Origin of the sequence: Acinetobacter sp. IK31 (assembly GCF_035615195.1) — a bacterium.
Lineage (GTDB): Bacteria > Pseudomonadota > Gammaproteobacteria > Pseudomonadales > Moraxellaceae > Acinetobacter > Acinetobacter calcoaceticus_C.
The window spans coordinates 1-23,421 of record NZ_JANBOB010000029.1 but is presented as its reverse complement, the minus strand read 5'-3'; the positions used below and the strand labels follow the sequence as shown (position 1 = coordinate 23,421).

Below are 23,421 nucleotides of genomic sequence, written 5' to 3'. Positions count from 1 at the left end.
TGACTTATTTTCATTAAAGTAAACACCAGCTTATTAAACGCTTACAACATATTGATCTAGATTTTTTAATGCAAAATTAATGACCCGAGAAAGCTCTTCTTGCGAATATCCATCTCTTGCTTGAACAGATAATCCATGTAGAACGAGCGCGTAATATTGCCCTAAGGTTTTAGGGTCAGCCTCTGCCACCAATTGACCGTCTGATTTTGCCTGAACAAATCGATCAACCAGACTCTGCCCCCGTGCAATACGTTGTGCTTTCATCCAGTCTAAAACAGCTTGGTTTTCTTCGCCTAACACACTCGCTGCGGACACAACCATGCACCCATACGAGTGATTGGCTTGCGTGTAAAGCGCTAGTGCATCTTTAAATAATTGGTTGATTACATCTTTAATATTTTTTTGCTTTAAAGCATTTAACGCAAAGTTACCTTCATTTTTTTCGTAGTGATTTACGGCCTCTCTAAACAAAGCCTCTTTTGAGCCAAATGCTTTATAAATTCGAGCTGAGGCAATCCCTAAAGCTTCAACTAAATCTGACATTGATGTGCCTTCATAGCCATGAAGCCAGAAAAAATCTCTCGCTTTTACGAGGGCTTCTTCTCGATCAAACTCTCTTGGTCTGCCAGCCATAATGACCCTTCATCAAACTTAGTACGTCTTTTCATTATTATTCGAAAAAAATATTTTCACAAATAAATCAATGAGATTTATTCAAAATAGTCCCGTTTTGTTTTGATTTTCAAATAAAAAGTTGTTTTTATCCAAAATTCAGCCTATTGTTTGTCGATCAACAACTAATTAAGGTTTATTATGAAAACCATCAAAGGCCCTAGTATTCATCTTGCTCAATTTAGCGATGATGTTTTCCCTTTTAACCGTCTAGAAGATATTGCTGCTTGGGTAGCAAACCAAGGCTTTGAAGCGGTACAACTTCCTGCTTGGGATAAGCGTTTATTTGATGTCAATTTTGCAGCAGAAAGCCAAGATTATTGCGATGAAATATTAGGTACTTTAAACAATCATGGCTTAAAAGTTAGTGAGTTAACGACTCATATTTTTGGGCAGTTAATGGCTGTGCACCCTGCTTATGACTCAATGTGCGATAACTTTGCCCCATCTCATTTGCATGGCAATTCAGCGGCTAGAACCGAGTGGGCAAAACAGCAAATGCTCGCTTCAATTCAAGCATCTGCCCGCTTAGGACTTAAAGACATGGGAACATTTTCAGGTTCTTTGGCATGGCCTTATGTATTTCCATTTCCTCAAAGACCGTCAGGACTCATCGAAACGGCGTTTGATGAATTAGCGTGTCGTTGGCTTCCTATTTTGAATGCTTGTGATGAACAAGACGTCAACCTTTGCTATGAAATTCACCCCGGTGAAGATTTGCATGACGGCATTACATTTGAAATGTTTTTAGAGCGTACTCATAACCACCCACGTTGCAATATTCTTTTTGACCCAAGCCATTTTGTTTTGCAGCAACTGAACTATGTGGAATATATCGATATCTATAAAGATTTCATTCGCATGTTTCATGTTAAAGATGCCGAATTTAATCCAACAGGCCGCCAAGGGATGTACAGCGGCTATCAAAGCTGGGGAAATCGAGCGGCTCGATTCCGCTCTACGGGTGATGGTCAAGTTGACTTTAAAGCGATTTTTTCCAAGTTAGCACATTACGACTACGAAGGCTGGGCAACGTTGGAGTGGGAATGCTGCCTTAAAAATAAAGATGATGGCGCACGCGAAGGCGCAGAGTTTATTAAGCAAAATATTATTCATGTCACCGATAAAGTGTTTGATGACTTTGCTGCTGCCCCTGTGAATCAGACTCAAATTAATCAGTTATTAGGTATTTAAGGAATCGTAAAAGATCAACATGAAAACTCACCTATTCAATGAAAACTCGTATAACGAATTCCAACATCATTACACTCACATCGAAAGTAAAAAATTACACTACGTCACCTTAGGGGAAGGTCCAGCTGTATTGCTTATTCCCGGTTGGCCGCAGACATGGTACGCGTGGCACAAAGTCATGATCGAACTAGCGAAACAGGGTTATCAAGCAATCGCAGTTGATTTACCCGGAACAGGAAATTCAGCTCCACTGGATGGAAGTTACGATACGGGGCGTATCGCTAAAATTTTATCAATGCTGATGACTGAACTTGAGTATCCAACTTATTCGGTTGTTGGTCATGACATTGGTATGTGGGTTGCCTATGCGCTTGCATCTGACTTTCCTGAGTCAGTGACTCGTCTTGCGGTAACAGAAGCAGTGATTCCCGGTTTAGCGCCCGCACCTCCTATTTTTGTTGAGCCGAGTGAAAATATCTTTCTTTGGCACTTCATGTTTAACCAGACCTTAGATTTACCCGAAGCCTTAATCGCGGGCCGTGAAGATACTTATTTAAATTATATGTTTGATAAATGGTCGTGGCACAAAGATAAAGTGGCGATTGAAACTTATATTGAAGCCTATAAAATTCCGGGTCGATTAACGGCGGGTTTTAATTATTACCGTTCTATTCCAGAGACCATACGTCAAAATAAAATCAGAGAAACTAAAAGCTTAGACATGCCAGTTTTAGCCATAGGCGCTGAACATGCCACAGATAATGCACCTTATGAAACCATGAAAAAGGTTTCACCGCATTTAACCAGTACAATTGTAAAAGACTGCGGTCATTTCATTATGGAAGAACAGTCAGAAAAATTTAGTTCACTCATTTTAGATTTTTTACAGCAGGAAAAAAGCGATGCCTCTACTTGCTGAAATTGAAAGCTGGCTTAAGTCCAGACCAACCGCACAAGCCGTAAACTCGTTGCAAGAGCTAAGGGAACAAGTAAATAAAGACATTATTGATCAGCAAGGCATTCAACATGATGCAAGCTACCAACAAAGTTTTCATGTTGCTGTTTCAGATGATATGGAAATTGAGGTTCGTGTTTATGTTCCATATTCACTAGAAAACGCTGAGCAACGGCCCGCTTTAGTTTTTGCTCATGGTGGAGGCTGGTGCCTTGGAAGTTTAGACGCATGGGACCGCTCGTGTCGGTTATTAGCAGAATCCACTCAACAAGTTGTATTTTCTGTGGACTATCGATTGGCTCCAGAGTTTAAGTTCCCAACACCTTTAAATGATTTTTTTACGGCATTCCGCTATATCAGTGAGAATGCTTCACTGTTTGGAATTGATCCAAACTATATTGCTGTAGGTGGAAATAGTGCCGGCGCAAACATAGCTGCGGCCACATGTCTCATGGCAAAACAACATCCAGAAATTAAGGTGAGCCATCAACTTCTTTTCTACCCAGCCTTAGATGCCACCATGAGTAGCAATTCTTATAACCAATACGCCGAAGGTTATGGTTTGGACTCATCCACAATGGTTTATTGCTGGGATCAATATTTGCCGCATGAAAGTGAAAAACAGAATGAACTTGTAAGCCCGTTACTTGCTCAGTCTTTAGAGGGGCTACCGGATGCAACCATTTTTATTTGTGAATATGATCCCGTTCGTGAGGATGGTGAAAGATATGCTCAAAAATTGAGAGATGCCGGTATTAAGGTGAACTTTCATTTGTTAGACGGAATGATTCACGGCGCGATTCACATGCTGGCAATCAGTCCCGAGAAAATAAAATCTATCTATAGCAAAATTCGTATGTAGATATATTTGTTTCCAACATTCAAACATATTGCTTAGTTGGCCACTCTTTAAAATTGTTTAATTACATATCTAGAGTGGCCCAATTAAATTTTAACTATGGATGTCGGTTACAGTGAATCCTTATTGAAATAGCCCTTTTGCTTATTTATTTAAATGTGGTAATTGTTTAAGAAAATCTTTTAAAGGCATCGGACATCCCCATAAATAGCCTTGAAACTCCGTGCAGCCATTGTTTTTAAAAGCGTTAAACTATTCCAACTCGATCGATTTATTTATAGTAGTAATTGTTTTCACTGGAAGTGCATCAAATAAGGTTGAAAAATAACTCATTTTAGACCAAGTATGAACATTACCAATAATATACAAACGACTCTTAGCTCGTGTCACAGCAACATTTAATAAATTTGGAGTTGAAGAGGCCCACGCTCTAGCCCCTTCTCCTATACGTTCTTTTGCTGTTCCTAACACAAGAAATACGATATCAGCCTCTTTGCCCTGAAAAGTATGCACAGTACCACATTCAACACCTATTAACCCTTCATCTTTAATACGCTCTTTACATGCTTGAATAACTTTTCTAAAAGGTGAAATTACATATATTTTCTTTTTCGAATTATCAACTGAAGCTTTGCGTCTCTCTTCAAGCTTTCTTAAAGAGTAAATCATTACATCTAGTTCTTCAGAATTAACAGGGTGTGTAAAATCTATTGAGTCCACATTGAACCATGTACTGGCTCCTATGTCATAGGCCATATCTACAGCTTTAGGATTTCCTGCACTATCGACACGTCCCTGAACCATTTGACCAGCATAAGCAATGCTATTTGCAATAGAAAACATAGGGTCATCACAACGACGATGCGTTCTTAATGGCATGCCAGTCCAGATTCTCGATTGGTCATCACCACTACCATCATCGATCCATGAACCCAATGGTGTTATTCGGTCAGCAAGGGTTTGTACAGATTCAAATACTGGGGACCAAGATAAATCCACATCATGTTGTTTGCGTAAGATCTCAACTACGCTATCTGGTAATGTAAAGACAGGTTCAACCTGTAAAGGATCACCAATTAAAATAGCTCTTTTGCTTCGCCAAATTGCACCTGCTGCCGATTGAGGAGTAGCTTGACCCGCTTCATCAATTAATAACCAACCTAGACTATCTTGTCCCAAGCCAGCAAAAAGCCGACTAAATGAAGCCAAAGTTGTTGAGACAACAGGAACAACAAAAAATAAGCTGTCCCAAATCAATGGGCGATCCTCATAGGACAACCCTTTAGCATTCCCTGATAACATTTGCCCAACCATTCTTAAATTACTTAAAAATCGTTTGGCATTAGATAAAATCGTTAGTTTATGTAGTTCTATTGATTTAATAAAAATATGGGCCCGAGTATCATCTATAATTTCCGATGTATTTACTGAAGCTCGATGCAACTCTTCAAACGTTAATTTCCAGAAATCAGGGCCAATCAGATGTTTTACACCTAAAGTTTGTATTGCCTGAAGATCATGACTCAATCTCTCGTATTCTTGTCTTATCTTAATGAGTTCATCATTTAACTCTAATAGCTCTTGTTCGCAGATTTTTATCGTTTGATTTCTTAAAGTCTTCTCATAAATTAGATTTTCATACTGTGAAGTGGTTTCTTGCAATGATAAAGTCACCTCATTAATCCGCTTATCATAGATTTCCATGCGGTGAGTCCGATAACCAAATAGTGCAAATAAACGATCCCATAATCGAGGTCCATGTGAAATATGGATTTGCTCTAATATCTGTTGTTTAGACTGCATTAAGATAGACTGATCTTGTAGTTCACTTTGTATTTGATGAAATACATTTTGATGTTCATTTAATTTTTTATTCTTGAGCGTAATCGTTTGCGTTAAGTTTTCTTTCGTCTCCCTACATTCTAAAATCGCCAGTGACGCACGCTCTGCTTTCATTAAAATTGAACGCTTTTGCTCCATTAGTTCAATTAATTCAAGTAGTTCATTCTTTGCTTTATGCCACTCTTGTCGATAAATAGCGGTACGAGGAATAGCATCTTCCAGTATTTGTTTCATCGATACAAATGAATCTTTACTATCCTCATCATCACTCTCAGTAACATGATCTTCTTTAAAAAATGCACGAGCAAAAGATCTACGGTTAGTACTATTACCTAGAGCGGCAGCAATTATCCCCCATGTAGGAATTATTGCTTGATTTTCATCTAGTACTTTTTGACTATCAAATACCCCCTTTATGACCTCGGGAAAATATAAAGAGTTTGATGTGTACTTCTCATCTAATTTACCAAGTGCAGGTAGCTCCTGTGAAATATTTTTTACAGCATTATTATTGTTGCTACTCACAACTATTGAAGTATCACGTACCAACTCCTCTACAATTGGAGAAAACATTCTACCCATGAGTTGAATAGGCTTTTTAAATATAGCATCAGGTGTAGAAAGTGCCGAGATCCGCTTAGCTCTATCAGTAATAACGGTTGCAATAACATCACATAGTAAAGTTGTTTTTCCTGTACCTGGCGGCCCATTTACACCAATAATCCCGTCTTGATTACCCAGTAAATTTCCAATATGAGCAACAACTGCTTGTTGAGCTAGCACTAAAGGTTTATCTGGTGAAGCGGGCCAACGGGTAATAGGTAAATGAGCAGCGCAGACAAGCTTCCCCATAACTTCATGATTTTTTAAAATATCTATTCTTTCATGATGAGTGATGGAGGGTCCAAGATATCTTGTTAAGGCTTGTCCAAATGCGTGATTAGACTTGCTCTTTTTCAGCATTTGATCAAGATCATCTAAATAAAATGAATTAAGGTAATTAACCTCTTGCTCGACATTCTCTATTATTTTTTTTCTTGGCAATTGTTTAGTGACAACTACAAACCGCCAATCTAATCCGACTTGGTCATCTTGATCAAAAATAGATCTAACCAATTCGCTCTCGCCTTCTAGGTCCTTCCAAGAACATCGATATTCATGTTTTAACTGAGATAAGCGATGGCAACGCTGAGCAAACTCCTCTTTTGCTCGAGCAAGTCTTGCATTCAGATCAGTAAGAGGTTCTCCCCGACTTAAAGCTTGAGTCCCATATACGTAACTGGCAGGCATATAACTATCCTCACTTAAACGACCATTTTCGTTTACAGTAAAAGATGCTAACCAACCAGTGCCAGAAATTCGTTCACGTTCTTTATCACTTAGCTCTTGCCTTACAATCTTTCGTAAAACAAGTCGAGTAAGGTCTTCTTGATCAGCAACACCAATATAAACGGTATGCATATACATATGTTTTGATGTTGGTTGATACTCCGCCTTATCCCAAGGTAATTGCTCACCAACCCTTAAAGTTATTATCTTTGTAAATTTATTACTATCTTTTGCTGTTGGAGCCGAAGGGATCGTGAAAATTTCTAAATCGCGCCAAAATGAAAGAATTTGGCTAACTTCAGTACAACTATGATTAATTTTCTTATTATTCATGTAAATTCTCAGTAAACACTTATTTCCCAATTTAACAGCATGGTAGCATTCGTGGTCGACAAGCAAATTAATTCAGCTCTGGAAAAACCCGCGTTGAGTTTGTGCTGTCCATCAATGCGTTGTAAAAAGACTTGGATATTTAAAAGTGTATTTGAAAATTGAAAATACACAGCACGGTGTAGGGAAAGAAAACCCAAACACTCTAAAATCCGATATATGTTATTAAGCATTTTTATTTTAAAACTCAGTCATCATCGACTTCATTCTATAAAAAATAGACAGATTTGTCTATTTTAAAAAAATATTCATAAGCATCTAATTAATAAAATTTTATTTTAAAAAACAATACTCAATTAAAAAACTTACTGATATGATTTATATCAAGAACAGTCGTGATTTAAATATCTAGTAAAAATTAAAAATGATCTTGGCAACAACAATTCTGTTATTTACTGAGGTTTCGAATTTTGCTTTAGATGCAAACAAATGTAAATTCACAAAGTTAAAAATTAGAGTCACTAAAAATGATCAGTTGGAACTTGAATAGTTTAAAAAGTCCAGACCTGATAGGAATGGGTCTTATGAATTCCACAAAACCTAAATTTCTAAGCATTCAACTTAGCCATACAAAATATATCTAATTACGTTTAAAAACACTTACCTACATATAGGTGTTTACCACATTTTAACTTAGGTAAAAATTTGTTGAATTTATAAACGATACATTAAGTTAATTCAAATCATTCAGATGTGGTAATTGTTTAAGAAAATCATTTAATGGCATTGGACAGCCCCATAAATAGCCTTGAAACTCCGTGCAGCCATTGTTTTTAAAAGCGCTAAACTGTTCAGCAGTTTCAATCCCTTCTACTAACACTTGAAGGTTCAAATCTAGTCCAATTTTAATAATACCCGTGACTAATTTATTACTACGTTTATCATCCAAAGCTGCTTGCACAAAGCTACGATCAATCTTGATTTGTCTAATGGGCATTTTTTGTAAATAGCTTAAAGATGAATACCCCGTACCAAAATCATCAAGAGAAAGCTGAATTCCATGTTTAGACAAGAAATACATTTTTTCGATGACGCTCACACAATTATTTAAAGCAATACTTTCGGTTATTTCTAATATGAGTTGAGCTGGATTAACTTCATATTTTTGAACCATGGCAATCACGGTCTGCTCAAAGTTTGGTTGCATGAAATGATCAGCACTAATATTAATAGAAAGTGTGAGATCTTTCGTCGCTTCTTTTTCACTCCAATCTTGTAATACTTTAAACCCCTGAACCAATACCCATTCCCCAATTTCAGGCATTAAATCAAAAGTTTCAGCAGCCGGAATAAAATCTTTTGTAGGAATGTATCCCAACACTGGATGATGCCAGCGCAACAAGACTTCTGCCCCAATAATTTTTTCAGAAGAATTCATTTGCGGCTGATAAAAAAGCTCAAATTGTTCTTTAGCCAGTGCTAAGCGTAAGTCTTGCACCATGGTATTTTCTGTTTGTATCTCTAATTGCATGGCATAAATTGAAATACAAATCATGAGGGTAGCAACACATGTCGCTATCCACCCGCCATGGTCACGAATATTTTCTGATAAAGGTATTGCACTATCGAGCGTAAAAGAGCTACCACTAAAAAAGATAAAGCACGCGATCGATAAGATAATTAAAACGATTTGTAAAAAGCTCGGATCTCGGCGGTAATTTAAATATCCTAATATGGCTCCAGCGGGTAAAAACAGGTGTGCCACACGCGGCCGATCTAGGGTAGCGACATCAAAAATTAGGCAAAAAACCACAGGAAAAGCCAAAAGAACAATTTGTGATAGAAGAATACCAGCTGAAATTCGACGTATATAAATTAAAAAAAGACTAAATATAGATACTAGTGTAAAAAACACATCCATATAAACAATCAGCCACATTTGTGCAAATGCGAAATATATGGTCCAAAACAAGCAAAAAATAATGCAAATAAAAATATTTGCTTTAGCAGCAATTGTAAGTTGTTGGTCCTTTATGGCACGGTAGTTTTTCTTGTGTTTTTTTAAGTAAGACAAAGCAATCATAAAATCAACCGTAAAATATTTATTGATAGTCCCCCATATTGATTATTCATTATCCAATCCAGGATTCAATCAATAAAATTTAATGTCTTACACCTTTGTTATTTATATTATTATTTTTAGATTAGGTGTTTTTTCACTATTGCTAGCAAAGTCCGTTTGTTTAATAAATGTGGTTAAAAAAAATCACTTTTCAATGGCCTCTAGAATTTAAAGTATAGCCATACAACAATACACGTCTCTACTAGGCTGACACAAGGCTTGGATGCCAAAAGCCAGCTCCCCTTCAACTCTTTTTTCACGTCATCAAAATGGCTGACTTATCTTTTTTAGTCCTATAAACAAAACCTGTTTCAAGCCATACCATTCATCCATTAGTTCAACCAGCTTTTTACAATATATAGTTTCTATTATTGATATTAATAATAATTATCATTACTATTTACGAATATCTTAAATGTTTGTTTAATTGTGCTACTCATTACAAATTTGTGGACTTCGCTGCTATGAACCTGAATGTAGATAAACAAGTATGGTTTAGCCAAATTTACCGTTCTCAGCAAAGCACGCTCTTGTCATGGTTTAAACATAAACTTCAGCATCATCATCAATCTGAAGACCTGAGTCAGGAAGTGTTTTATCGTGCTTTAAAAAGTGAATATAGTTTTAAACAAATTAAAGAGCCACAAGCATGGCTGATGGGAATCGCCAAGCATGTGATTATTGACCACTGGCGCCGTCAGCATATTGAAAATCTCTATCTCGATGCCCTTCAATATATTCCACAAGAATATTACCCCTCTGCTGAGCATGAAGTTTATATTCAAGAAACCTTGTATCAGGTTCATTTAATATTAGAGAAACTCCCGACCCGAACGGCTCAAGTGTTTTTGATGTCTCAGCTAGACGGCATGACTTATCGAGAAATTAGTGAAAAAATGAATATTTCTGAGGCCACGGTAAAAAGAGATATGAAACAAGCTTTTTTGGCATGTATAGACCTCTATCATTAAACCCGTTAAACGTGCTTAAATTTCTATCCTATGTCAGATATTACGAAAATCCCTCACCATGTTTTAGATGCAGCCGCAGATTGGTTGGTCCTTTTGCATTCAGGGGAAATGACAGCGTTACAGCAGCAACAGTTTGAGCAATGGAAAGCTGAAAAAAAAGAACATCAATTAGCACTCCAGCAAATGGAAAAGTTTAGCCACGGTTTAACAAACCTTGCAGGTAACTTCCCTTCCGAAGCTTTAGTCCAGTCTAATCAAAAATTTAATCTCGCTGCAAAGCGCAATCTGCTGTTAAGTCTTTCGGGTTTAGTCATTGTTGGCTTGTCTGCCTACTGCATACCTTGGGAAAAATGGCAATCTGACTATCACACCAAAGTGGGGGAAATTAAAAAAGTAGCGTTAAAAGATGGTTCACAACTCATTATGGCAAGTAATTGCTATGTCGATGTAAATTTCACGCAAGAGACACGTCAGATAAAACTGATTGATGGAGAAATCTATATTGAGACTGCAAAGGATGCTCAACATCGGCCGTTTATTGTCGAAACAAAAAATGGTTCAGTAGAAGCCTTAGGTACTCAATTTTCAGTGAGACAAGAAAGTAGCGAACAAACAAAGGTTAAAGTGTATAAGCACGCTGTAGCCATTGAACCAGAGAACGCCTCTAAACGGCAGATTCTAAAACAAGGTCAACGTGCTTTTTTTGATGAAAAATATATTTCAAAATCACTTCCGCTCGATAACGATCAGCCGTATTGGACCCAACAACTTTTAGTCGTAGATCAATGGCCACTACAAAAAGTATTAGATGAACTATTTCGTTATAAAAAAGGAAGCTACCATCTCGATGCGGAATTGAAAAATATAAAAATTTCGGGCGTATTTTCGCTCAAAAATCCTGAGCAAAGCTTAGAAACTTTGGCCTATAGCCATCAACTTGAACTGACCTATTACAGTCCTTATCTGTTAAATATTAAAAAAAGATAAAAAATGTGACCCTTTTTTTGATCTGGTTCGACTTATAGAGAAATACACTCTCTGTCGAGAAGACCACATGAAGGATTATCAAGCAAAAAGTAAACTGGCTTTGGCTATACGTGCAGTGCTGTGGAGTACGCCCTTGGTGGTCACGGCGCTTACCACAACTTCTGCTTACGCTGCGCAAACTTATCGTATTTCAATTAATCAAAGCACACTTGATCAGGCCATTAAACAACTGGCTATTCAAACGGGTACGACCATTAGCTACGATAATGCCAGCCTTTCAAAAACAAAAAGCAAAACGCTTAAAGGCAATTACGCTGTTGACGATGCTTTAAGTCTGCTATTACAAAATCATCCGTTTGAAGCCGTTAAAGTCAACAATAGCGGCTATAGCATTCGAGTGAAGTCTTCTCCCGCTCCGATTAAACCCAAAGTCTTTCAGTTGGAAACCATTAAAACCAAAGCAAATAACAATAATGAATTTGATACAGCGGGTGGTGAAACGGGCACGGCTCATTTAGCAACGATTCATGTTAATGCTGATCATGGCGAAAACCTAACAACCGAAGGTTCAGGTTTATATACGGCGAAAGCGACCACCGCTTCTACTGGCTTAGCATTAAGTCTGAAAGAAACGCCTCAACTGGTCAGTGTAATCACCAATCAACAAATGAAAGATCAGAACCTGACACAATTAACCGATGTTGTAAGTCAGGCAGCAGGCCTCTCAATTAAACAAGGCGGAAATATTGGTAGTGATAATTCCCCTATTTACGCTCGCGGTAAAGAAGTGGATAGTTATTTACTCGATGGCGTGAAGCTCATGAGTTCATATTCAAGTATTTTCCAAAGTCAGGACATGGCTTTATTTGACCGTGTAGAGGTTGTGCGAGGTGCAAATGGCTTAATGACAGGTGCCGGAAGTGCAAGCGCAAGTATCAATCTGGTCCGCAAAAAACCATTACAGGACTTTAAAGCTTCGGTGAGTGCTGACATCGGTTCTTGGGATTCTTACCGTACCGATATTGATGTATCTACACCACTTAATGAGTCAGGAAGTCTTCGTGGTCGTACCCTGTTTGCCTACCAAAAATCAGACTCTTACATCGACCGTTACAACGAAGAACGCAAAGTGGCTTATGCAGTAGTAGAAGCCGATTTAAGTGACCAAACCAAAGCAAGTTTAGGTGCTAGCTATCAACAAATTGACATGACTGGCGTTGCTAGAGGTGGCTTACCTAGCTTTTATACCGACGGGAGTTTAATCGACTGGTCACGTTCAGATTCAGCGGCAGCGAGTTGGACTGGTTCTGACCGTTCTACTACATCTTACTTTGCAGATATTGAACACAAGATTAATGACCGCTGGAAATTAAAAGGTGTGGTGTCTAGAACCATTACAGATTCTGACGAAATTGTAGGCTATACCTACTCAAGTGAAGGAATTGATAAAGCCACAGGTAGCGGGGCGATGTTGTATGCAACCCGTTGGGATTATCGTCCTACTCAAGACTTGTTCAATTTAACCTTAAACGGATCATTTGATTTGTTTAATCAAACTCATGATGTAGTACTCGGCACAACCTACACAAAAAGTAAAAATAAACGCCCCACCTATTCTGGCTGGAATAATGGAATGACATGGGACGGCACTCTAAAAAATATTTTTGCATGGGATGGTAGTACACCCAACCGCCCCGAAACAAAAATAGACGGCTGGTACAGCGGCGATGATCGTAGCCAATCTATTTTTGGTGCTGTTCGTCTTAAAGCAACCGACAATCTTGCAGTCATTTTAGGTACGCGTATTGAAGACTGGGAACGTGTAACAGCCAACCATTCAGATGCTAACAATAAAACCACCTACACAACACAAGAAGAAAGTGGCAAGGTGATTCCATATGTCGGTGTTACCTATGATTTCACAGACAACTGGACTGCGTATGCAAGCTACACCAACATTTTTTCACCACAAGATAAGAAGGCCCCTACAGGCGAATATATAGAACCGTTAATAGGTAATAGTACCGAGCTGGGTATTAAGGGTGAGTTTTTTGATAATCAGTTAAATGTTGGAGCTGCTATTTATCAAACTAAAGAAGACAATACAGCGATTGCATTAACCGATGTATTTGCCCCAGATGGTTCTCAAGCATATCGGACAGAATCTGGCACTGAAAGCCGCGGCTTTGAAATCGAGGCGACAGGTAAGTTGACTGATTTATGGCAAGTTTCCACAAGCTTTAGCCGCAACTTATCAAAAGATAGCCAAGACAACCGATTAAATACCGGTGTGCCAAATAACACAGCCAAACTGTTTACGACCTATACTCTGCCTTATCTTGATGAAGCCCTTACTATTGGTGGCGGTGTGCGTTGGCAAAGTGAGATTTACGAGAAAAATGCAGTCTCTGCAACGGGTAGATTTACTCAAGAAAGTTACGCTTTGGTCGACTTAATGGCCCGTTATAAGGTGAACAATAATCTTATGCTCAATTTTAATGTTAATAACTTATTCAATGAGAAATACCATTTAGCCACTACAAATAGCTATTACGGCGCTCCGACCAATTTTCGAGTGGGTGTGAAATATGAGTGGTAAATAAATTACTCGACTTTTAAAGATCTTACTTCAGAGGCAAATAATGTTCTTCTGGAGTAAGGTTAAATCTACTTAATAAGCTGGACTAGAATATTTTCGACTAAGCTCAGGCTATAATATTAGACATGCTCTATTATTTTATTTAATTCTCATATGAAGAATGCATTTTCTGACAGCAATCAAATTAGACAAGTATCTAGTTTCCCTGAACTTATAAGTACAAAGTTTCAAGGAGAGGCAAATGCGATGTGTTGGCACAGAAATTTGGTTGGTGACTTTAAAGAAATTGTGAATAAACTTCATTTAAAAGAAAATATTACAGAAGTTTCTATTGAAGACCTTTTAGCGCTAAACCTTTCAGAACAAGGCAATCTGGCAAGGGAAACTATTTTAGAAGATATCGAACAGTTAACTGAATTTGGGGCATCGCCTGTACTTAATTTGCTTAAAAACTATGAGCGTGATGAAGAGCTAGATTTCATTTCAACAGACGTATATTCATTTCATGTTGATCGCTCCCCCATTGAAACCGACACCTTTTTATGTACTTATCACGGCGCTGCTAGCGATATTGTGCCCAATGATCAGGTTGAACAAAAAGTTTTAATCCCAGAAATTAGAGAAAAGCTCAAAGCATTACATGAAGGCCCAGATGCTGAATTTGAAGCCTTTTTGGCAGAGTATTTTTTTGATTTGCATTACCAGCCTAAATCTAACGCCCAACCTGTAAATTTAGGCACAGGACATTTGTGGCGCTTGGCAGTAGATCATCCTACACAACAGGTTTTGCCGTGTGTTCATAGAGCGCCTGTTGAAAAAGATGGCGAGTATCGGTTGCTGTTAATTTGTTAAATGTTTATTCCATATACTTTAATTGAATTTGACCTCTATAAAATTTAAGTGTTAGTTTTATTCTTTTCTTAAATATTTTGTTTTAACTCACTTTAAGTCAATACTATTATTTAAAACAGGCTTTAGCTCTTTGAGACGGAATTTTTAATACACACAAGAAGTCAAAATAATTTTTATTTCTTTTCAAGCTTAACGACTCAATTTATTTTCAAAATTTATTAATCATAAATTCTCTATGAATATTACATCAACACTATCAATTATAGTAATATCACCTTCGATTAAATATGCACAGTAAGTACTTTATTTTAAAATATTTTCTAAACTCGGAATACGCAACAAATGAGTAAATTTAATTTAAGATTAGGGGTTACCTTAATAGCGCTCGTGCTTCTACAAGCATGTGCAACGACGCCACAACCGAAAATAACAAATAAACAAGCAAAAGGAGTTCTGGAGCCTATAAAACCAGATGAGAAACTAAATCCTATTGTACTCAGTATTAGTTTTAATAGCGGAATAATTTATCCTTCTTTAAAAATAGAAAGCCTTACAGAAAAAACGGCAATACAGAAAAATAATAAAATTTACGAAATTAAAATAATAAATTCAGATGTCTCTCGCTCTACATTTATTTATAGTGGGCAACTACCAGCTGGTGAATATCGCATTGTTGAACTGAGCAACTATCAACCATCCCTAAACCCTTATCTTTCAGGTAAATTCCAATTTATTAATTTAAATGATAAAGATAAACCTCACCCGATGGGTACTTTTAAAGTACTAGAAAATACCACAACTGATTTAGGACGTATTAATTTAACCCATGCTAATGATGCCTACTTCATAGCAAGATCTGAAAAACATTCTTCTAATAAGAATTTAATTAATAAATTAAAGAATAATTATCTAGAAGCAATTTATAAAGATAAAATTTTGAATGGATGGACGCAACCAGTTACAACTTTAGAAAAAAATATAGGCGATGAAAGCAAGATACTACCCTTTGGTATGCAGTGTTTTAAAGAACTAAATGATAATACGATTGTAGCATCAAGCAAAATGGGCTCAGTTTTTTTCTTACCCTTACAAGACACTAATAAAAAAACTAGAATTTTTCAAAGTAATGATAACTTAGCTTTTGACTGTATAACTGTAAAAGAAAATTATAACTTTGATTTTCTAGCTTATGGTGAAATGAATACTCTTTATAAACACTTAAAAGGAAGTGATGTTCTTACCCCAATTGACAGTGGTAATTTACCAATCGGCGTAATTTCCTCTATCGTTGGTGATGATCAAAACGGATGGTTTCTATCTCATATAGTAGGTCGTAAAGCTACCGTTTATAAGAGTAATCGCTTAGAAAATGGTGATTGGCAACCAATTGTACAAAAAGAAATTCTTGATAATTTTTGGGGATTACGTGGGTTTTGGTTGTGGGAGGATGAACAAGGATTTAGCTATGCAGATATGTATGGAAAAATTAACCATTATGATTATATAATGAAAAAATGGACTGAAAATAAAGTACCCAACAATGATAATATATCTCAACTAGTAGTTAATCCAGATAAATCAATTAGTGTAATCACATCAAAGCGTGGTTTTGCGGGTATATTCTCAAATCTATTTAACTCTAATGATCATGGTATAACATGGCAAAAAGTAAATAGTCCCTTTAAAGTAAACGTTTTCCCTGCCCAAGTTTCAAAACAGGGAGACTTATATATATCAGGTGCACAATTTAATTGGGACAAATTAGCAATTTCAGAAGATGCCGGTAAGACTTGGCAAATGCATGAAATAATGGCTCCTAGTTCTATTGTTACTTTAAATTCAGGAGCACTTCTTAACATCCTTTATTCTGGCCAATATGCATTGGTTAAAATATCAAATAATAAAGGTCAAACTTGGAAGACTCTTTATACTACCCATAACAGAAATTTAAGAGATTTATCAAAATAGTACTATGCTTAATTTATAAACATAATTATTATATATTACTTAAAGATTAATACTGTTTAGAGAAATCTCTAAACAGTATTTTTTTAATTTCCCTAACTACTTAACTAATGTGAAATCCCAGATGATTCTTTTATATCAACAATACTTGTTTAAAGATTCATCACCTATCACCAAAAAGAGCAATGCCTAGACCTACCAGCATGACCACTGTTCCGACCAGTTTAATCATGGAAACTGGGCGTTCAGTCGCTCCCATCAACCCAAAATGATCAATTAATAATGACGAGATAATTTGCCCAGCAATTGCCAGCCCCAGCAATGCAGACAACCCAATTCTAGGCGCAAGGACGACATAACTAAGTAGTGCGCAAGAACCTAGAACTCCGCCTAAAAGACTCCACCATGGCTGAGCAGGAATAGCGATCAGCGAAGAAGCGATTCCACCTCGCACCAGAGAGTAAATCCCAAGACATACCGCACCAGCTGTAAACGAAAATAACGCCGCAACAACAGAATCCCCGCCTATGCCTTTAGCCAGTTGGCCATTCAACGTGGTCTGTAGAGTAATCCCTAATCCCGCGGCAAAGGCCATGAGGTAATAGATAACATTCATCGTGTTTGCCCCCCTTTCATCTGGTTTATTCAAGGGGCAAAAACGTTTCGGCGAAAATGTCTGGAACATAACCAGCCGCAGCAAAAAGATGCTGGCGAGATTCATCAATCGCTGCACGAAGTCGCTCACTGTCCACACCCAACACTTTACCGTCACGTTTAACGATTCGTCCGCCAATCATCACTGTATCAATATTGCTGCGCTCAGCTGCATGAACCACCGTGCCAAACGCGTTGCCAGACGGATAAAGGTTAATATCGTCTGTTCGAATCAATATCAGGTCAGCCTGTTTTCCAAGGGTTAGACTGCCAATTTTTTCTTGTAAACCTGCACAAGTTGCACCATCAAGCGTCGCAGCTTTTAGAAGATTTTGAGCCTGAAGGGTTACTGGCGAATGTGCTGAACCACAACATTTGTTCTGATGCATTCCCATGACACGTTGTAAATAAAACGCTACGCGCATTTCCATAAACATATCGCCACTGTAAGACGTTTCATTATCAACACTCAAACCGGGTCTAATGCCGTGACGTAGAGCCGATTGCATGGCAAACATACCGTCTTCGATGCCATAGTGGGCATCTGATCGTGGACATACGTTTACTCGTACTCCAGCCTCGCGCAAAATTTCCCATCCAACATCTGGCAGCGAGGTGCAATGGTTAAAGATATTATCTGGTCCTAGCAGACCTTGCTGATGCAGACCCTCTAGTGCAGCAGCCATTTCACCACCAAAAAATTCAGTAATGATTGGCAGCCCCAATCTGCGTGCCTCAGCCCATAGTTCAGGTTCTAGCTGAGCCATAGCAGCCAGTGATACCAAACTGCTTTCGCTGTTTTTAAAATATTTTTTTTGTAGGCGTTCAAGATTGCTAGGCCAGTTCGCTCTATCCCAGTCTCCTGAGACTGGTGCACCAGAAGCGTGTACAGCTCGAATACCAGCATCTAGTAAAGCTTCAACAGCCGCATCAGAGTGAGCGGCACTACGACTATTGTGCGAGTTATCAATCACTGTGGTGATACCCGCATCTATACAGCCTAGAGCTGTAAGCAAATTACCAATGTACATATCTGCTGGGCGATAGTACTTGGCAAAAGAATAGTGCGTCGCGTTGCAATAGTCTTCTAACGTTTCAGCATTCGGATTAATCCGTCGCAGTTGCCCTTCCCATGAATGTCGATGAGTATCGACCATACCCGGCATCGCGATCATATTGGATGCATCAATAATAGCTGCACCTTCGGCTTCTAAATTTTCACCCATGGCGGTAATCTTGCCGCCCTCAATCAGAATATCTCCGCGAACCATATTCCCAATCACGCTATCCATGCTTAGGATCGTCGCCCTGCGAATCAGCGTTCTATTTGGTGAAGACTCAGTCAGCTGCACTATGTTTCTGTTGTAATCAGTCATCATTATTCCAACATTCTCAAATGTATGCTGAAAATCTATCTGAAGTGATAATGCTGAAAAAGCTGGTTAAACTGTTTTTATTATTCAGCGAAAGCGAATAATCTAAGAGTGTGAATATAGTATGGCGACAAAGGTATGAGATTGGATCGTATTCAGGCAATGCAGATTTTTGTTCGGGTAGCAGAAGCTGAAAGCTTTATTCATGCGGCAGAGGCACTTTCCCTACCTGCCTCAACAGTCACTAGTACAATTAAAAATCTTGAAAAGTATTTACAAGTGCGTCTGTTAAACAGAACAACAAGACGGGTTAGCCTGACGCCAGAGGGAGCAGAATATCTGACCCAGTGCCGAGAAATACTCGACCTGATTGAACATACCGAATCTAACCTGACTAATGCTATCAAACAACCACAGGGTCGATTACGAGTTGATATGCCTGCTGGCATCGCTCATTCGGTGATTATGCCAAACCTGCATGAGTTTCAACGGCGTTATCCAGATATTTACCTCATGATAGGTGTCAGCGATCGACAAGTAGACCTTATTAAGGAAGGCGTAGACTGCGTAATTCGCATGGGAAATTTGGAGAACTCCACGCTGGTTGCCCGCCCTCTTGGAGAGTTCCGTTGGGTCACATGCGCTTCGGCAGCATATTTAAAAGAAAACGGAATTCCGCAAACTCCCGATGATTTAGCACATCACCGAGCTATTCATTATTTTTCAGGGAACAACAGACATGCGGGTGAAATGCGCTTTGTACGAAATGGAGAGAAAAAAACTGTACAAATGAATGGTACTGTTGCCGTTAATGAAACTGAGCTTTATATAAAAATGTGCCTTGAAGGTTACGGACTTGCTCAACTTGCTGAAAGACTTGTGTCAAAGCACCTCAAAGAAAAAAGACTCATCGCGGTGTTACAAGACTGGTGTCCATCGCCTGTTCCAGTGACTTTACTTTATCCGCATCAACGTTTTCTTTCGCCAGCGGTAAGGGTATTTTCTGACTGGATGGCCGAGCTTATTAGCAATAATCAAACTAACTCACTTTAAAAGATTATTTTTAAGACTTTGTAATTGCACTAACGCACTCAATAAAATATACAAGATAAATTTGTATACTCAGCAAAGCGAAAATAAGAAAAAATATGATTTAAAGTAGTTGACCCTCACGTAACGTAAGCCCCTAGCATAAAACACACCTAAGGAAGAAGGAGCTAAAAAGATGCTGTTAAAAGTTGGTGAATTGGCTAAGCAGACAGGACTTACTGTCCGTGCTCTTCATCACTATGACGATATCGGTTTACTTCAGCCTTCGGTCCGTTCCGATGCTGGTTATCGACTATACACCCGTAAAGACATTACTCGTTTGCATCAGATTCAAGCATTACGAGGACTGGGAATGTCGTTAGCTGAAATCTATACGGTTCTTGAAGACCCCAATCTTGCTCTGTTACCCATTATTGATCAGCAGATTCAAGCAATTGATCAAAGACTGACTGAGCAAAAGAAATTGCGAAATCAGCTCAGCAAACTTAAATCTCAGATCATGAATGGTGAAGAGCTTGATTTGGAAGATTGGTTAAAAACACTGGAGCTTATAGCAATGTATGAGAAATACTTTACAAAAGAAGAGCTTGAAAAACTCACTTTCTTACAAGCAGGCAGTAAAAGTCACCAAGAATGGCAAGAGTTAACTCAAGCAGCAAATGCACTATTTAATGCTGGCGAACCATTTAACTCTGAAGTAGCTCAAGACTTAGCCAGAAAGTGGATGAAAACTCTTGAGCACAATACACGAGCTAACCCTGAATGGCTGGTTAAATTAAATACCATCAATTCAGCCGAGCCCGAATTTCAGGAAAAATTAGGCGTAACGCCAGAAGTTGTTGAGTTTTTACTTAAAGCTTTTTCTGAGAGTAAACTGAGTATTTTTGCCCGTTATTTATCTGACGATGAGTTTGCTTTTCTAAAAGAAAATTACATTCGTGAGATGAAAAAATGGCCTCAATTATTGGTCGATGTTGAAAAATTGATAGATGCAGAGGTCACACCAGATAGTGATGGAGCAAAGCGTTTGGCACAACAATGGCTCACTATGCTACAAGGCTATGCTGGTAAAGAAGCGGCTACCCAAGAAAAAATCCGTACAGCAATGCGAAATGAACCAAGTCTTGCTGACGGCACTTGGCTCAAACCAGTTACCCTACAATTTTTAGAAAAAGCAGTAGCAGCATTAATGCGTAGTGCTTAGTTCTATCAAGTTAAATCGCTTTTTTTATAAGAAGAGCAGTTTAAACTAAACGATATCAAAACAGCTGGCTACACCATAATGTGGTGTAGCTTTTAAAAAAAATATCCTATTTATTCCTAAAATGAGTTTTACTTTATTTTTAAATTAAGTACTTAATATAAATCATTATTTTATTTTCTATTGTTAATATATGACATTCACACGGACCCAATCTTCATACTTGGTTGCCTGAACATTGGTACTTGATGTAATTGCCCCATGAATAGGAATATTTTCTTTCATTCCTGTTGCGATTCTTGAATGTATTTTATCTGCTGACCCTCCCCAAATTTGAGTATGGCCAGCATCTTGATACAGTACATATGCAACAGATGCTGTGCTGGCAGCAGATTTAAGTTCAAAGTTATTGTCTGAAGTTACCGCCAATTGATACGGCGTATTTTGGCTACATTGGACAGATACATCCGTTCTTGCACCAGCAACTGGCTGAGAGCGAACAACTGAACCAAAATCTAAATTTCCTTGTGTGGAAATTTCACACGTTTCTATAATTGTTAAACTGACCTTCAATGATGTAGATATATTTCCAGCATCTGCACTATTTATTAGCAGCATTCCCATAAGAGAAAATAAGGCGTATCTAATGACTTTCATTTCTTCTCCTTATATTTTCGTTCTAATATCTATTGATCTTTATATTGTTATTTCTCTGTTCTGGTTAAGAAACAGCTTCAGGATCTTTTAGTTATAAAACTTAATATTGCCCACTGTCAATAAATACTAAACGCATGATTTGCATGTTATTTTCTTAATTTGTGATGCATTACGCGCAATCTTAGTAATTTAAAAATTAGTTGATGTTTTATTTCTCTTCAGTACACATTTTGAGATCATTTATTACACCATAAGATTACCTACTCACTGCGTACTTTTAAAAATCTTCATAATTTAATCATCAACTCTTGAGGTTAATATTTGATAATTCTGTCTATTATCGCAATTGCATAAATAAATCGATCAAAATAATATTGCGGCCAATAGAATATAACTTTACATATTGTTTAGCTTATAGATTCAATATTAAGAAAACTGTGAAGTTAAATTTAAAATGAATAATTTTGGCTTTTAAAACTATCTATTTTTAATTCGAGAAACCATTGATATGAAAAAATATTTATTCTTACTTTTACTTAGCTTTTATTCAATCCATTCATTTGCTTCGGACAAATTACATGGCAGCGTTTGGAAAACAATTGATGATGCAACCAATGAACCCAGAGCACTAGTAAGATTTAGCGAAGATAAAAATGGTAATCTCTCTGCTAATATCGAAAAAATACTCGTTCCGAGTGAAGCCAATAAATGTACGATGTGTGAGGGCCTCTTTAAAAACAAATCTTTAATTGGTTTGACCATCGTCAAAAACTTAAAAAGTTCAGGTCAAAATAAATATGCCAATGGATCTATTTTAGACCCACAGTCAGGCAAGACATATCGCTTTAGCGCAACAATATCTCCAGATGGCGCAAAACTTATCGCTCGTGGATACATCGGTATCTCTGCAATTGGTCGAAACCAAACGTGGTATCGAATTAAATAAGCTTCATGCCCGTTAAAAGCCCTTATTTATAAAATTGCATGGTTTTTTTGAAGTGATCATTTATCTCAAGAACCATGTAATTTTCATTAAACAAAACCTACCAAAAAACAATCCAACACCCTTTCCCTCTGGTCCGCCCCATCTGAACTTAAAAGCTGAATAATTGCACCTTCAATCATATATAAAAATAGTTTTGCATCCTGAAAAGTCGCATCAGTTTTAAGTGTTCTAAGCTGGCTATAAATTTCATTGATTAGCCACGTTCGGTATTTAATTGCAACTTGATAGGCTTTTGGATAGGTCAGTTTTGTTTCAAAAATGGCTTTAAATAATAAATAGTACAGTCCTTCTAAATCTGTATGTAAAAAATAGAGTTTCTTAATCTTATCAACCACATTGGTGTTGCAGTCATACTCAGCAATTGAAACCACTTTTTCTTTTAAACGTTCTTTTTGCACAATCAAACAGATTTCAACAAACCGTTCCTTAGAGTGAAAATAGTTATAAAAAGTTGCTTTGGGAATTTCACACTCTTTCACGATTCGGTCGACTCCAACAACATGAAATCCGCGATGGTGAAATAAATCAATTGACTGATTGATGACTTGTATGGCACGTGTTGGGAGAACTAACTTTGGCATGGTTTTACCGTTATAAAAATTCTTGTTGTTTGTAAATGAGATACTTTTTGGGGAGAAAAAAAGGCACAGCAAAGCCGTAAAGACTGTGCTTGGCACATCTCAAGTTTTATTGTTGAAATAAGTTTTTAGCCGTAATGACTTAAAGCCTGAAAACCTTAGGGCGTTCAAGCTGCTTTACTTTTTAAGCTGTGTCGTTATAGCTTTTGGCATCGAGAGCCAAGA

18 protein-coding genes and 1 pseudogene are annotated in these 23,421 nt (G+C 37.6%); 11 read left to right on the top strand and 8 right to left on the bottom strand.

The features are described from left to right. Positions 1–33 precede the first annotated feature (33 nt). Positions 34–633: a TetR/AcrR family transcriptional regulator gene (locus tag MSG66_RS13425; RefSeq protein WP_133974357.1), complete on the bottom strand. Its 600-nt coding sequence runs from the start codon at positions 631–633 to the stop codon at positions 34–36. Positions 634–813: 180 nt separating this feature from the next. Between MSG66_RS13425 and MSG66_RS13420 the strand changes: the two genes are divergently transcribed. The 3 genes from MSG66_RS13420 to MSG66_RS13410 are packed head-to-tail and all read left to right on the top strand — an operon-like array spanning position 814 to position 3,683. Further along, positions 814–1,866 (top strand): sugar phosphate isomerase/epimerase family protein, encoded by a 1,053-nt coding sequence (locus MSG66_RS13420; RefSeq protein WP_324654371.1) that lies wholly within the window; start codon positions 814–816, stop codon positions 1,864–1,866. Positions 1,867–1,885: 19 nt separating this feature from the next. Further along, entirely contained in the window at positions 1,886–2,785 is a 900-nt protein-coding gene (locus MSG66_RS13415) for an alpha/beta fold hydrolase (protein WP_133974359.1), read from the top strand. After that, positions 2,769–3,683 (top strand): alpha/beta hydrolase, encoded by a 915-nt coding sequence (locus tag MSG66_RS13410; RefSeq protein WP_324654370.1) that lies wholly within the window; start codon positions 2,769–2,771, stop codon positions 3,681–3,683. The genes MSG66_RS13415 and MSG66_RS13410 overlap by 17 nt, the downstream gene beginning before the upstream one ends. 141 nt (positions 3,684–3,824) lie before the next feature. Here the strand turns inward: MSG66_RS13410 and MSG66_RS18720 are convergent. The 3 genes and pseudogenes from MSG66_RS18720 to MSG66_RS13395 form a co-directional block, all read right to left on the bottom strand. Further along, positions 3,825–3,932 (bottom strand): annotated as a pseudogene (locus tag MSG66_RS18720) (diguanylate cyclase); the annotation flags it as partial. Then, positions 3,933–7,184 (bottom strand): DEAD/DEAH box helicase, encoded by a 3,252-nt coding sequence (locus MSG66_RS13405; protein WP_133974362.1) that lies wholly within the window; start codon positions 7,182–7,184, stop codon positions 3,933–3,935. Positions 7,185–7,914: 730 nt separating this feature from the next. Next, positions 7,915–9,291: an EAL domain-containing protein gene (locus MSG66_RS13395; RefSeq protein WP_324654375.1), complete on the bottom strand. Its 1,377-nt coding sequence runs from the start codon at positions 9,289–9,291 to the stop codon at positions 7,915–7,917. A 476-nt stretch (positions 9,292–9,767) separates the two neighbouring features. Between MSG66_RS13395 and MSG66_RS13390 the strand changes: the two genes are divergently transcribed. From MSG66_RS13390 to MSG66_RS13370, 5 genes are all read left to right on the top strand, one after another. After that, positions 9,768–10,274, top strand: a complete 507-nt coding sequence (locus MSG66_RS13390; RefSeq protein WP_324654369.1) for an RNA polymerase sigma factor — start codon at positions 9,768–9,770, stop codon at positions 10,272–10,274. 30 nt (positions 10,275–10,304) lie between these two features. After that, positions 10,305–11,261, top strand: a complete 957-nt coding sequence (locus MSG66_RS13385) for a FecR family protein (RefSeq protein WP_324654368.1) — start codon at positions 10,305–10,307, stop codon at positions 11,259–11,261. A 67-nt stretch (positions 11,262–11,328) separates the two neighbouring features. Continuing rightward, entirely contained in the window at positions 11,329–13,860 is a 2,532-nt protein-coding gene (locus MSG66_RS13380) for a TonB-dependent siderophore receptor (RefSeq protein WP_324654367.1), read from the top strand. 153 nt (positions 13,861–14,013) lie between these two features. Beyond that, positions 14,014–14,712: a DUF1826 domain-containing protein gene (locus tag MSG66_RS13375; protein WP_324654366.1), complete on the top strand. Its 699-nt coding sequence runs from the start codon at positions 14,014–14,016 to the stop codon at positions 14,710–14,712. Positions 14,713–15,054: 342 nt separating this feature from the next. After that, entirely contained in the window at positions 15,055–16,680 is a 1,626-nt protein-coding gene (locus MSG66_RS13370) for a sialidase family protein (protein ID WP_324654365.1), read from the top strand. A 160-nt stretch (positions 16,681–16,840) separates the two neighbouring features. Here MSG66_RS13370 and MSG66_RS13365 read toward each other — a convergent pair whose 3' ends face one another. Together MSG66_RS13365 and MSG66_RS13360 are read right to left on the bottom strand one after the other, a co-directional pair. Then, positions 16,841–17,293, bottom strand: a complete 453-nt coding sequence (locus tag MSG66_RS13365) for a DMT family transporter (protein ID WP_324654364.1) — start codon at positions 17,291–17,293, stop codon at positions 16,841–16,843. Positions 17,294–17,318: 25 nt separating this feature from the next. Then, complete coding sequence (locus MSG66_RS13360) at positions 17,319–18,707, bottom strand: amidohydrolase family protein (RefSeq protein WP_324654363.1); 1,389 nt, start codon at positions 18,705–18,707, stop codon at positions 17,319–17,321. Positions 18,708–18,842: 135 nt separating this feature from the next. Here MSG66_RS13360 and MSG66_RS13355 point away from each other — a divergent pair, with 135 nt between their 5' ends. Continuing rightward, positions 18,843–19,757 (top strand): LysR family transcriptional regulator, encoded by a 915-nt coding sequence (locus MSG66_RS13355; protein ID WP_324654362.1) that lies wholly within the window; start codon positions 18,843–18,845, stop codon positions 19,755–19,757. Positions 19,758–19,929: 172 nt separating this feature from the next. After that, on the top strand, positions 19,930–20,958 hold the full coding sequence (locus MSG66_RS13350; protein WP_324654361.1) for a MerR family transcriptional regulator: 1,029 nt from the start codon (positions 19,930–19,932) through the stop codon (positions 20,956–20,958). A gap of 183 nt (positions 20,959–21,141) precedes the next feature. Here the strand turns inward: MSG66_RS13350 and MSG66_RS13345 are convergent, their stop codons facing one another. After that, positions 21,142–21,612 (bottom strand): spore coat U domain-containing protein, encoded by a 471-nt coding sequence (locus tag MSG66_RS13345; protein WP_324654359.1) that lies wholly within the window; start codon positions 21,610–21,612, stop codon positions 21,142–21,144. A 508-nt stretch (positions 21,613–22,120) separates the two neighbouring features. Here MSG66_RS13345 and MSG66_RS13340 point away from each other — a divergent pair. Next, positions 22,121–22,558, top strand: a complete 438-nt coding sequence (locus tag MSG66_RS13340) for a DUF2147 domain-containing protein (RefSeq protein WP_262471532.1) — start codon at positions 22,121–22,123, stop codon at positions 22,556–22,558. An 86-nt stretch (positions 22,559–22,644) separates the two neighbouring features. Here MSG66_RS13340 and MSG66_RS13335 read toward each other — a convergent pair whose 3' ends face one another. After that, entirely contained in the window at positions 22,645–23,199 is a 555-nt protein-coding gene (locus MSG66_RS13335) for a TetR/AcrR family transcriptional regulator (protein ID WP_324654358.1), read from the bottom strand. Positions 23,200–23,421 lie beyond the last annotated feature (222 nt).

Excerpts from the sequence above, each read along its gene's own strand:
- MSG66_RS13405 (WP_133974362.1), bottom strand. The coding sequence starts at position 7,184 with ATGAATAATAAGAAAATTAATCATAGTTGTACTGAAGTTAGCCAAATT.
- MSG66_RS13375 (WP_324654366.1), top strand. The coding sequence starts at position 14,014 with ATGAAGAATGCATTTTCTGACAGCAATCAAATTAGACAAGTATCTAGT.
- MSG66_RS13380 (WP_324654367.1), top strand. The coding sequence starts at position 11,329 with ATGAAGGATTATCAAGCAAAAAGTAAACTGGCTTTGGCTATACGTGCA.
- MSG66_RS13385 (WP_324654368.1), top strand. The coding sequence starts at position 10,305 with ATGTCAGATATTACGAAAATCCCTCACCATGTTTTAGATGCAGCCGCA.
- MSG66_RS13410 (WP_324654370.1), top strand. The coding sequence starts at position 2,769 with ATGCCTCTACTTGCTGAAATTGAAAGCTGGCTTAAGTCCAGACCAACC.
- MSG66_RS13370 (WP_324654365.1), top strand. The coding sequence starts at position 15,055 with ATGAGTAAATTTAATTTAAGATTAGGGGTTACCTTAATAGCGCTCGTG.
- MSG66_RS13340 (WP_262471532.1), top strand. The coding sequence starts at position 22,121 with ATGAAAAAATATTTATTCTTACTTTTACTTAGCTTTTATTCAATCCAT.
- MSG66_RS13415 (WP_133974359.1), top strand. The coding sequence starts at position 1,886 with ATGAAAACTCACCTATTCAATGAAAACTCGTATAACGAATTCCAACAT.
- MSG66_RS13390 (WP_324654369.1), top strand. The coding sequence starts at position 9,768 with ATGAACCTGAATGTAGATAAACAAGTATGGTTTAGCCAAATTTACCGT.
- MSG66_RS13360 (WP_324654363.1), bottom strand. The coding sequence starts at position 18,707 with ATGACTGATTACAACAGAAACATAGTGCAGCTGACTGAGTCTTCACCA.
- MSG66_RS13420 (WP_324654371.1), top strand. The coding sequence starts at position 814 with ATGAAAACCATCAAAGGCCCTAGTATTCATCTTGCTCAATTTAGCGAT.
- MSG66_RS13345 (WP_324654359.1), bottom strand. The coding sequence starts at position 21,612 with ATGAAAGTCATTAGATACGCCTTATTTTCTCTTATGGGAATGCTGCTA.
- MSG66_RS13425 (WP_133974357.1), bottom strand. The coding sequence starts at position 633 with ATGGCTGGCAGACCAAGAGAGTTTGATCGAGAAGAAGCCCTCGTAAAA.
- MSG66_RS13355 (WP_324654362.1), top strand. The coding sequence starts at position 18,843 with ATGAGATTGGATCGTATTCAGGCAATGCAGATTTTTGTTCGGGTAGCA.
- MSG66_RS13365 (WP_324654364.1), bottom strand. The coding sequence starts at position 17,293 with ATGAATGTTATCTATTACCTCATGGCCTTTGCCGCGGGATTAGGGATT.
- MSG66_RS13335 (WP_324654358.1), bottom strand. The coding sequence starts at position 23,199 with ATGCCAAAGTTAGTTCTCCCAACACGTGCCATACAAGTCATCAATCAG.
- MSG66_RS13350 (WP_324654361.1), top strand. The coding sequence starts at position 19,930 with ATGCTGTTAAAAGTTGGTGAATTGGCTAAGCAGACAGGACTTACTGTC.